Source organism: Streptomyces sp. NPDC001153, from assembly GCF_053598315.1.
In genome coordinates this window covers 85,669-95,334 of record NZ_JBSFJZ010000043.1, presented here as the reverse complement: position 1 = coordinate 95,334, position 9,666 = coordinate 85,669, and the positions used below count along the sequence as shown (strand labels likewise).

The 9,666-nt window shown below is 68.7% G+C and carries 11 protein-coding genes and 1 pseudogene; 5 read left to right on the top strand and 7 right to left on the bottom strand.

Translation table 11 applies throughout. The annotated features are described in order from the left end of the window. Window positions 1-48: 48 nt before the first annotated feature. Window positions 49-267, top strand: a complete 219-nt coding sequence (locus ACWDEN_RS37300) for a hypothetical protein (RefSeq protein WP_450862358.1) — start codon at window positions 49-51, stop codon at window positions 265-267. Window positions 268-363: 96 nt separating this feature from the next. Next, window positions 364-600 carry a chaplin gene (locus ACWDEN_RS37295; RefSeq protein ID WP_450862356.1) on the top strand — a complete coding sequence of 79 codons (237 nt, stop codon included), beginning with the start codon at window positions 364-366 and terminating at the stop codon, window positions 598-600. A gap of 359 nt (window positions 601-959) precedes the next feature. On the opposite strand, the gene ACWDEN_RS37290 is transcribed toward ACWDEN_RS37295, so the two are convergent. Both ACWDEN_RS37290 and ACWDEN_RS37285 read right to left on the bottom strand, forming a co-directional pair. Next, window positions 960-1,307: a hypothetical protein gene (locus ACWDEN_RS37290; protein WP_450862354.1), complete on the bottom strand. Its 348-nt coding sequence runs from the start codon at window positions 1,305-1,307 to the stop codon at window positions 960-962. A gap of 119 nt (window positions 1,308-1,426) precedes the next feature. Further along, window positions 1,427-2,353 carry a tyrosine-type recombinase/integrase gene (locus ACWDEN_RS37285; RefSeq protein WP_450862352.1) on the bottom strand — a complete coding sequence of 309 codons (927 nt, stop codon included), beginning with the start codon at window positions 2,351-2,353 and terminating at the stop codon, window positions 1,427-1,429. Window positions 2,354-2,862: 509 nt separating this feature from the next. On the opposite strand from ACWDEN_RS37285, the gene ACWDEN_RS37280 reads away from it, so the two are divergent. Then, window positions 2,863-3,441, top strand: a complete 579-nt coding sequence (locus ACWDEN_RS37280; RefSeq protein WP_450862350.1) for a DUF6082 family protein — start codon at window positions 2,863-2,865, stop codon at window positions 3,439-3,441. A gap of 282 nt (window positions 3,442-3,723) precedes the next feature. Here the strand turns inward: ACWDEN_RS37280 and ACWDEN_RS37275 are convergent. From ACWDEN_RS37275 to ACWDEN_RS37260, 4 genes and pseudogenes are all read right to left on the bottom strand, one after another. Next, window positions 3,724-3,890 (bottom strand): annotated as a pseudogene (locus ACWDEN_RS37275) (RNA-guided endonuclease TnpB family protein); the annotation flags it as partial. Window positions 3,891-4,431: 541 nt separating this feature from the next. Continuing rightward, a complete protein-coding gene (locus ACWDEN_RS37270; protein ID WP_450862348.1) occupies window positions 4,432-5,091 on the bottom strand; it encodes a hypothetical protein in 660 nt (219 codons plus the stop codon). Window positions 5,092-5,242: 151 nt separating this feature from the next. Then, complete coding sequence (locus tag ACWDEN_RS37265; RefSeq protein WP_450862346.1) at window positions 5,243-5,602, bottom strand: hypothetical protein; 360 nt, start codon at window positions 5,600-5,602, stop codon at window positions 5,243-5,245. A 112-nt stretch (window positions 5,603-5,714) separates the two neighbouring features. Further along, window positions 5,715-7,454 carry a protein kinase domain-containing protein gene (locus ACWDEN_RS37260; RefSeq protein WP_450862345.1) on the bottom strand — a complete coding sequence of 580 codons (1,740 nt, stop codon included), beginning with the start codon at window positions 7,452-7,454 and terminating at the stop codon, window positions 5,715-5,717. A gap of 197 nt (window positions 7,455-7,651) precedes the next feature. Here ACWDEN_RS37260 and ACWDEN_RS37255 point away from each other — a divergent pair, with 197 nt between their 5' ends. Continuing rightward, the gene (locus ACWDEN_RS37255; RefSeq protein ID WP_351622250.1) at window positions 7,652-7,921 is read left to right on the top strand and encodes a hypothetical protein; all 270 of its coding nucleotides are present in this window, start codon (window positions 7,652-7,654) and stop codon (window positions 7,919-7,921) included. An 84-nt stretch (window positions 7,922-8,005) separates the two neighbouring features. Here ACWDEN_RS37255 and ACWDEN_RS37250 read toward each other — a convergent pair whose 3' ends face one another. Next, on the bottom strand, window positions 8,006-8,671 hold the full coding sequence (locus tag ACWDEN_RS37250; RefSeq protein WP_351622247.1) for a hypothetical protein: 666 nt from the start codon (window positions 8,669-8,671) through the stop codon (window positions 8,006-8,008). Window positions 8,672-8,936: 265 nt separating this feature from the next. Between ACWDEN_RS37250 and ACWDEN_RS37245 the strand changes: the two genes are divergently transcribed. After that, on the top strand, window positions 8,937-9,662 hold the full coding sequence (locus ACWDEN_RS37245; protein ID WP_351622244.1) for a rhomboid-like protein: 726 nt from the start codon (window positions 8,937-8,939) through the stop codon (window positions 9,660-9,662). The last annotated feature ends 4 nt before the right edge of the window (window positions 9,663-9,666 follow it).

The following is a 9,666-nucleotide window of genomic DNA, read 5'->3' as shown; positions in this document are numbered from 1 at the left end:
GTGGGAGCGACGGGACGACATCCATGAAGCCTTCCTCGGGCTCGCTACATGTCTCATCACCTACAGACACGTCCGACGCCTTTGTTAGGACCTCTTAGGGCACTGGCCGAAGGCGTCGCGACCTGCCCGCACTGCCGACCGGACGCCGAGTTGGGCGTCCTCAGCCAGAGAGTGTCCGGCGGGTGGGCTGCTCAACTGTCCTTTGTGCAGCGTGAATCGAGATCGTCACCGGTTCGATGGAACCGGGCGCCTGAATCGTTTGCATAGGACCGAGCCGGAGATCTTCTTCCCTGCGGCCGGCGCTCCTCGGCAGTCCTGCCGACTGGCACCGCCGGTTCGAGACCACCATCCATGGGAGGGAACATGCGTATCCGTACCACCGTCGCCGCCTGCACCCTGGCTGCGGCAGCCATCCTCGGAAGCTCCGGAACCGCCTCCGCCGACTCCGGCGCCGAAGGCGCAGCGGTGGGCTCGCCCGGCGTCGTCTCCGGCAATGTGCTCCAGATGCCGATCCATGTGCCGATCAACGCGTGCGGCAACAGCATCGACATCGTCGGCCTGCTGAACCCGACGTACGGCAACGTCTGCGTCAACGACTGACGCGAATCCGCCCGGAATAACCTCGCTGCGGCGCTCCCGGCGTGGCTGGGACCGCCCGCCGGATGATGCATGACATAGGCCGGACAAATGGGGCGGCCAAGCCGGACCGCCGTCCGGCTCCGCAGTGCCCGGGCGTGTCCGGTGGGCAAGGAACCGTCCACCGGACACGCCTTCAGGCGCTACGCGGCGGACGTCCCGTGTCTTCTTCGCGGCGATCCGGTTCAGCTTGGCGCGGGCCCGCTCGGAGACCACGGGCAGGAAGCGCGGCTCGCCGTCGTCGTCGACAGCGGTGACGTGCTCGTGCTCCAGGTCCTCAAGGCAGGCGGCGGTCTGGTCGCCGCGCCGGGAGGTCCAGCGGATCAGCACGTGCGGCACCCGGCGACGTCCATCACCGGGCGGCGCCCGGCGGTGACGGTGCGCGGCTCGGAGGCCATCCCCAGCACCTCACACACCTCCATCATCACGATCTCGTTGTAGAGCGCGGAGGCGGCCACCGCATTCTCGTACCGCGCGAGGCCGTTCATGATCGCGGTTTCGGTGACCCTCCATGGCCCTGGCAGTGAAAGTGATCCAGAACCACTTTTCAGCGTCGCCGACACTCGCCCAGCCCACGCGGTGACGGCACCCGATCGATCGCCGCCCTGACACGCCTTCGGATCCGGGAACAGGTACGGCGCCTGCGAGTCGAGAATCTTCTGCCCGAGCACCGCCCGTACCTCATCCCGGCACCTCCGGCATCGGCCACGTTCGACGCGAACGCCCGACGCGCCCTGTGCGCGCCCACTCGCCTGTCCAGCCCGGCCCGGTCGCTGAGTCGTTCCAGCAGTTACCCGATTGCCTCCGGCGGCATCGGCTCACCCAGCGGGGCCCGGAACAGGTTCACCAGCAGGAAGTCGCTCCCGCCGCTCCCGAGCAGCCGGTTGCGCTCCTCGTAGTAGAGGTCGAATGCGGAGACTACAAGGAAGTCCAGCGGCGCCACCCACGCCTGCCGTGACTTCGACCAGGCCCCGTTCCCGTTCTCCCGCCGACGCACATGCACGTGGGCGCCCTGGTAGTCGCAGCCCAGCGCACGGGAGTCCGGCAGCAGATGGACATCGCTGCGCCGCAGGCCCGCCACCTGGCCGCGGCGCAGCCCGACTCTGCCGACCGGCAGGACGCTGAGTCGGTCCCGCGCGTTGCGGCAGGCGGCGAACATGGCCACCAGCTCGGCGTCCTCGGCCCGGTCCACCTGTGTCTCCGGCTCGCGAAGCGAGTGCACCGGCCGCAGCCGGTAGAACAGGCCGCCGTTCTCGTCCTGGGCTTCCGCCGGGAGGTCCCGGCTGTCGGCGAGCTCGTAGATCTGCCCGGGCACCGTCCTCGGCGCCTCCCTCACCGACACCGCGTACGACAACAGGCCCCGCACCGCGACGAGCACCCGGTTGATCCGGCGCTCACCCCGCACCGGGACGGCCCCCGGCCCCGGCCGCACCACCGACGCCGCCCCGTCCCGGGGCGCCGGGGTGTACTTCAGCCAGACCATGAACAGACCGAGGTCGCGCCCGGCCGCCGTCCACTCCCGGCGTGTCGACCGGCACCACCGCAGGTAGAGCGCGACGCCACCGGCGTACGCCTTTGTCGTCAGCTCCGCCCGGTCTCGACCGAGCCGCAGATTCCGAAGCCATTGATCAGTAGTTGCGACGACCTCCAGGTCGTCGTCGAGGACCGTCCAGTTGCTCGGTCCGGACGGAATCACCAAGGGGAATGCCCGCACCATCAACTCCTGCCACGAGTCGTGCAACAACCCGCCGCAGAGCCACACCCCACGAGAACGAGTCCCAGGAGCTCAACGAACGCACCTGACTCCACTTCACACCACAGCAGATCCACCCCGAGGGAAACGAGCTGGGCGTTGTTGCCGTACCGAACCGTGAGTCCCTGGCACTGTGCGCATGGGCCGATCTGCTCGGGCTTGCAGCCGAGCAGATCGCTGCCCATGCGGGGAGGGGCGTCGAGGGATCGATGCGTCTGACGGAGTCGTTCATGCATCCGAATCTACGTCGGGCGATCCATAGAGCTCTGTCACTGCGGCCGTCGGCTGGTGTCCCGTGCCGTCGGTTGAGCCGTATCGCGCCCGGGCCACCGCCCCATTGATAGGGATGCGTGCCAATTGCCACCATGTTGAGATTGGTCGGCGACTCATGTGGGGGAAATGTGCTCAGCTTCCGGGGAAGGCCATCTCAGACGAGCCGGACACTCGTCGCTGCCTCCTGTGTCCTGTTCACCTTGGGACTCATCCTGGGAACCCCGTTCATTCTGAACGTGCTCGCGCCGGATGACCTGAACTGGGGTCAGCTGAGCAACGTCAGTCAGACCTATGGTGCGCTGTCCGTGCTCTTCTCTGCAGCTGCACTGGCCGGAGTGGCTGCCTCCCTCTGGTACCAGGCTCGACAGACTCGGATAGCCCAGGAAGCCGCGCGGCGCGATGCGCATCGAGAGCTGATCATCCTGGCGCTCGGCGACCCTACGCTCCTCGCATGCTGGGAGCCTCCGCATACGCCGATGACGGCCACCCGGAGGAAGCAAATCCTGTTCACCAACCTCATCGTCACCAACTGGGAGTCCGACTTCAGGCTCGGGAATCTGAGCGAGGCCGCGCTCCGGGACATGTTCGACGGACACTTCCAGGGCGAGATCGCGCGGGAGCACTGGATGACCGGAGGTCCTGGGTGGCGCGTCTCGGCAGAGCTTTCCGCCGACCGGATGCGCCGCCAGTTTGTCGAGGTTGCCGACGAACGCTACGCGCGCGCCATCGCCGACGGCCCTCCGGTGGCAACTACTGAGTACTTTCAGACTGCTCCGTAACAAGCCAGGCTGCCGAACAGCCGCTACTTCTCAGTTCGGCTGGGGGCGAACAGATCAAGCTTCCCTACGTTGTTCTGCGGGAGGCGGAACACTGGGCGGGCAAGCCACCCCTGAGCCTGGGCAAGCTCCACTGCTCCGGGGTGGGCACGCCTGTCACAGCAGCCCAGGCCGGGCCGCGTACCGGGTCCCAGTGGCGGGTCACCATGAAGCCGGTGCTGTTCAGTGCGCTACGACCGGTGGCCCTGACGCTCCGGGTCGAAACGCCCAGATCTCCTTGAGCTACGCGGACTGCTGCGCGTAGCGGATCGTCGCCTTCGAGGCGTGCCGGTAGGCATCCTGTCGCTCCTGTAACGCTGCGTTGCAGAGCGAGCAGTGATCGCGCGGCATCTCGGCGAGCGCGCCTTGCCGGCCACGGTGGACCGCAGGAGGAACTTGTACGCACGGATCACCGGGCCCACCCCCCTTTTCCAAGACCACCGCCGGTGAGATCACCGTACCGGCCACCACTGACAACGAAGCGAACTCCGGCGCTGCACGCCTCCGCAACAAGCATGCGTTTCCCTCCCCCGGCTGAAGCCAGGGATATCCACGCAAGATCAACGATTGGTGTCCTCCACCGTCGCCGGCGTGGGGGTTACACCTCGGCGAGTCGGTTCGGTGAGGGTCTGCGCGACGGCTTCTGTGAACCTTTGGTGTTCCGCACCGCCGCATCGTAGGGGTGGAGGCTTGCCCGGGATGCGGGGAAGTGGCGCGCGGCTGGGCGTTGGCCGGTTCAGGGTGAGGGGGCCAGGGAGGCCGGGAAGACGGCGTCGGGCCCGAAGCGGATGCGGGCGGCGTCGGCCGCCTGCTCTATCCTGCGTGTTTTGTCACCGCTTTCCGGCCTGTGAGTACCGGTGCCGAAGCTACTGTCCGTCTGTGGGACACCTGCTGGGTGATCCGTCACCGAGAAGGTAACGCCCGCCCAGTGCTCCAGGCACCGGTGAAGCAGTTTCACGGCGTGAGATCGGCGGTGAGCGGCCCGCCGTCCAGGCGGCGCAGGGTGCAGTAGGCGTAGTGCTCGCTGCCGCTGACCCAGCTGGTCTTGTCTGGGCCGAGCACGGTTGAACCCAGGTGGGTGGGAAGGCCGGGGTCGAGCTTCTCACGCTCCTGGGCGCAGGCTGTGCCGGTGCGGATGACGGCGACTGCCCAGCTGGCCGCGTACGTCGGCCGGGGCAGCTCGTCGACCCGGCGGACCTGGCCCTGGTGCGGTTGGGAGCAGCCGACGACGGACCAGCCGAGGTGTTTGTCGAGATCGGCGTCGGTGACCACGGCGTTACCGGTGTAGTTGACGCACTGCCCGACCGCGAGCCTGGGCGGGGTGGTGGGCCGTGGCGGAGCGGACGCGCCGCGGACGGCTTGTGCGTCCTCTCGGTCGCCGAGCCAGGACATTCCCAGGTACGCGGCCACCAGGATCGCGAAGGCCGTGCTCAGCGCGAGGGCGGTCCGGCGAGTCAGGTGGGTCCGGACGCGGGCCCAGGCGGCTTCGTTCGAGTGGCCGGCGATGTGGTGCAGTCGGGCTGCGACGGCCGCCGCGTCGTGCGGGCGGTCGGCGGGCCGGGGCGCGAGCAGGCCTTCACTTTCCTTCAGCTTCCATTCGTTGGGAGGCAGCACATCAGGCACCGCCCACAGCGCTGGGGGGGGAGGGGCAACTCCCGGTCGGTTGCCGGTGGTTGGGATGGCGCGACTTCGTCTGCGTCCAGGCACAGGCCGTGGCGAGGTGCTTTCCCTCGCGCCGATGCCACGAAGCGGCGCAACTGCCCTCCTAACGGATTCCGTTGGCCACCGCCTGCCGCGCGGCCCATGCCAAGCCGTCCGTCCACGGTTCGCCGTGGCCCGGCAGCATGGTGGCGAGCTCGTGTTCGGCGATCTTCTCCAGCGAGGCCAGCGCAGCCTGGCTGTCCTGAGTGAAGGCCCGACAGATGACGCACGGTCCGACCCGGCCGGCCACGAAATCGTGAGTGACCAGGGCGTCGCCGGTGAAGGCGATCGAGGCCTCCGGGAAGAAGTAGCTGGAACTGCCGGCAACGCCGGAAGGGCGAGCGGTTGCCGCTCGGGGGACGCGGGTACTGCGTTGAAGCGCGGTGTGAGAAGTCAGCGCCGGCTGAGACCTGGCGGGTCTCACTCGCAGACAGTCAGCGACGACCAGCGTGAGCAGCCCGAGAACCGGTCACACCATCCCTTTGACGTGCGGCTTCAAGTTGGCGGAGGCTCATTGTCCGAAACTCCTCTGCTGCTCACGAGCCACGCTGTGAGCCGTGCGTCGTCGGGGCCACTCTTACGCTGCATTGCAAAGCGGCGAGGTAGACGTGCGAGTGTCCGCCCGGGTCAAGCCTCACGGAGCCGTCGCGCATCCGTGCCGTGCCGAGGTCGACGGTCTCTCCGTTCGCGGCGTCATGGAGCTCAAGCGGGCACTCGCCCGCGCCGTTGAAGTCCAGAACCTTCACGAGGAGGACTCCTGGTGCCTCGAAGGCGTCGGTGTCGCCCAGTCCGTATTGCTGGCTGAAAGGCAGTGCCAGCTGCCCGGGCCCGGGGCGGCTGACGACCTCACATGCCGCATTGTTTGCTTCCCAGTGGAAATGCCCCGAGGCCTGCATCTGGAACGATTCCGTTCCGTAGTTGTGCAGCGTTTGCCGTCTACGGCTCTCCGTGTTGGTCAGAGTGACTCTGCAGCCGTTGTCCTGGCCCTCGATCTTGTCACTGACGACGAGCCGCCACGGTGAGGCCGCGGTGAGGTCTCCGGACGCCGAGTCCGGGTTTCCCGCCTTCCGGGAAGCCTTGGCCCTGACGTCCTTGCTGACGTTGCCGTGCACGAACTCGGCTGCCACCGTAACGGCGAGAGCGAGGGCCAGGGCGGCCCCCACAGCAGACAGGACCACGCTGCGGCGAGGCCGTTCGCGGCGACCGGCCGGGACCGAGTCACCCTTCGCCGGCCTGGACGGTCGCAGAGAGGATGACGGTGCCGCACCGGCGGCGGATGTGCCCGCCTCGGGTGTGCACGGTGACAGCGTAGGGCGCTGGCCCGGGCTTGGTTGCGCAGGCGTGCCCTGGCCCGTGGCCCGTGCTGCCACTGGTGCCGTCTCCCGCTGCCGGTCAGCCGCTGCCCGCTCCAGCTCGTCGCGCATGGCCTCGGCGGTCGGAAAGCGGTGCGCCGGGTCCTTGCGCAGTGCGCGGGCCACCAGTGTGTCAAGAGAGGGGGTGATCGCCGGGTTGATGCTGGACGGTGTGGGAGGCGGCTGCCGCACATGCTGGTAGGCGATCGAGAGGGCGTTGTCCGCGAGGAAGGGGGGTCTGCCGGTGAGCAGTTCGAACACCATGCAGCCAACGGAGTACAGGTCGGAGCGCGGGTCGACACTCTTTCCCAGTGCCTGCTCCGGCGCAAGGTAGGGTGCGGTGCCGACCATCATGCCTGTGGCGGTCAGGGAGGTGACGCCCGACTGCAGCACGCGGGCGATGCCGAAGTCCATGACCTTCACCAGGCCGCCGGAGCTGACCATCACGTTGCTCGGCTTGATGTCGCGGTGCACCAGCCCCTGCTCGTGGGCTGCGGCGAGTGCTGAGAGCACCTGGGTGGTGATCTTGACGGCTTGCTCGGGGAGGATCGCCCCGTGTCGCTCGATCTCTTCACACAGTATCGCGCTGAGCGGCCGGCCCTCGACGTACTCCATGACGATGTAGGGCATCGGAGTACCGTCACCGGCGACGTCCTCACCGCTGTCGTGGACGGCGACCACGTTGATGTGGCTGAGCCTGGCCACCGCCCGCGCCTCCCGGCGGAAGCGCTCCCGGGCGGAGGACTCCAAGCCCAGCCGGCCGTGGAGAATCTTCACCGCCACCGGTCGGTCCAACACGGTGTCGTGCGCCAGGTGGACAGTTGCCATCCCGCCCTTGCCCACAGGCCGCCGAAGGACGTATCTGCCGCGACCCACCGCGTGCAATTCCGTGCCGACGTCACCCGTGGTCCCGTCCGCGCCCATCGTCGCCTCCATCCCCCTTGGCTGCCCCTCCACCTCAGACAGGCACAGGTCAGCAGACCCATTGCGCCTCCCCGGCCTGATCAGGCCGGGGACAGAGTATCGGCACCCAACCGGCGGTTGCCGGGGCGGCCGGGTCTCCGTTCCCCGGCCCGGCCACCGACGAGGCCACGGCGGTTAGGGTCTGCGCCACGACGCAGATGTTCGACGTCCGGAAAGGCCTGGAGCATGTCCGCGCGGACCGCGACGCCGCATGGCAGTTCGTCCGCGACTTCACGCACGCATGGGTAGAGCCGCTCACAGACGGCGACGGCTTCACCGAGGAGGACCTTGCAGCAGCGGAGGAACGTCTCGGCGTAAGCCTGCCGAGCGCCCTCGGCGAGATGTACCGGCTGCTAGGGCGGCGCCGGGATCTGACGAGCAACCACGATCGGCTGCTGCACCCGGACCAGCTCTACTGCCGGATTTAACGAACTACCGCTATGAAGGAATTCGGGGTGCGACGGGCCATCTCGTACCACCATCGACCGCGCGGCGAACCCCGCGCGGGATTCTCAGGCGTCCCCGGGGAGCAGGTGCTGGCCGACCTGACGGAAGGCCCACGAGCCATGGGTGTGGGTGAAGACCCACACCAGGTCGAAGCGGTTCGGCCACGCCGCGGGCGCGCCGCTGTGCGACGCGCCGAGGGCATTGACGATGGCCGGGATGCGCGAGTGCTCCCAGCAGATCAGGACCGGTTGGGAAGCGGAGAGCGCGGCCTCGGCCAGTGCGGCTTCCTGGGACTCGGCATGGGTGGTGTCCAGGGTGATGCCCATGTGCCGGGCGAGCGGTGTGACGGTCTGCCGCATCCGGTGGGCGCCCGCGAGCGGGCCCTGGTCCGCAGCGGCGTAGATGGTCCGCGGACGCACGATGCCGGGTTTGAGGGGCCGGCCTTTGGGCGGGTCGAACAGCGCCGGCAATGCCCTGGCCCGCTCCCAGCCGCGCCGGGTGAGGGACTTGGCGTCCGGACGGCCGTTCTCGTCGATGCCGGATGCGTTCCGGCCCGGCTTCTCCCCGTGTCGGATGATCATAATGGTGGTGTTGTCGGCGACCGGGACCCTGGTAGCCGGTGCGTCGGCGGGCTCGGATGCGGCTTCGCGCGCGTGCTTGCCGCCGCAGCCCGCGAGGACCGCGGGCGCGGCCGCCGCCATCGCGGCCAATGCCCCACGCCGACTGATCATCGCGCGACCGACGCCGCTACCGCCCGGCGTCCGCGCAGCCCCTTGCGTCCGGCTCTCCACCATGCGAACTCCTTACCGCGATTCTCGGGCCATTGATCGTTGCGGAGCACTACAGCATCGCTTGGTGAGAATCCCTCTCATGTTGGCCGCCGTCGGAACCGGGCGTGGTGGCCGACGGTCTCTTCCCGGGAAGGGCGCGCACATCGCCCTTGAGCGCCCGAACGCGGGTGACAAACGTAGATCAAAAGCCTACGAAAGCAGGGAAATGAGGGCTGTGGAGACGTTGAGGCGGCGGCTGCCGGGTACCGCCGTATACGTGACGGCCCTGCTGCTCACCGCATGGTGGCTGAAGGGGCAACCGGCAGCGGAACGGGCCCGCTTCATGCGCCACAACAGCAGCAACGTGCACCACCTGGATGTCGGCAAGTGGTGGACCCTGTTCACGAGCGGTCTGGTGGTCGACGGTGTACCGGCCCTGGTCGGTATCGCCGCGGTGGCCGGGGTCCTGGGATGCGCCGAGTGGCGCTGGGGGACGCTGCGCGCGTGCGGAGTCTTCGTCTTCGGTCACCTCACCGCGACCCTGCTCACCGAGGGCGCCCTGTGGCTGATGCACGTCGCCCATCTGCCAGGTGTGCCCACCCGGACCCGTGACGTGGGCATCAGTTACGGTCTGGTGACGACCGCCGCCTGCCTGCTCGCCCTCACCCCCGGCCGACTCCGCCGCTATGGCCTGCCTCTGCTCGCCGCGGCGCTGACGGCCGCGCTGCTGTACGACCAGGAGCTCGCGGACGTCGGCCACCTGGCCTCCCTCGCGCTGGGCTCCCTCGCCGCCCGCACACCGTGGCTGCGCGCCCCGTCCGGTCCCCCAGTACGCACGATGCCCGTCGCACCCGATCCCGTCGGCGCCGCATCGCCGAGCGGGAGTGCCCCGATGAGGAACGAGGGCGTCGTGCGCGGGGTACGCCAGGAGCAGTCCCGAACGGCGGTGTAGGCGG

Coding starts and splice junctions, on each gene's coding strand:
- ACWDEN_RS37300 (WP_450862358.1), top strand. CDS start 49: ATGTCTCATCACCTACAGACACGTCCGACGCCTTTGTTAGGACCTCTT.
- ACWDEN_RS37295 (WP_450862356.1), top strand. CDS start 364: ATGCGTATCCGTACCACCGTCGCCGCCTGCACCCTGGCTGCGGCAGCC.
- ACWDEN_RS37285 (WP_450862352.1), bottom strand. CDS start 2,353: ATGGTGCGGGCATTCCCCTTGGTGATTCCGTCCGGACCGAGCAACTGG.
- ACWDEN_RS37260 (WP_450862345.1), bottom strand. CDS start 7,454: ATGGGCGCGGACGGGACCACGGGTGACGTCGGCACGGAATTGCACGCG.
- ACWDEN_RS37255 (WP_351622250.1), top strand. CDS start 7,652: ATGTTCGACGTCCGGAAAGGCCTGGAGCATGTCCGCGCGGACCGCGAC.
- ACWDEN_RS37250 (WP_351622247.1), bottom strand. CDS start 8,671: ATGATCAGTCGGCGTGGGGCATTGGCCGCGATGGCGGCGGCCGCGCCC.
- ACWDEN_RS37245 (WP_351622244.1), top strand. CDS start 8,937: ATGAGGGCTGTGGAGACGTTGAGGCGGCGGCTGCCGGGTACCGCCGTA.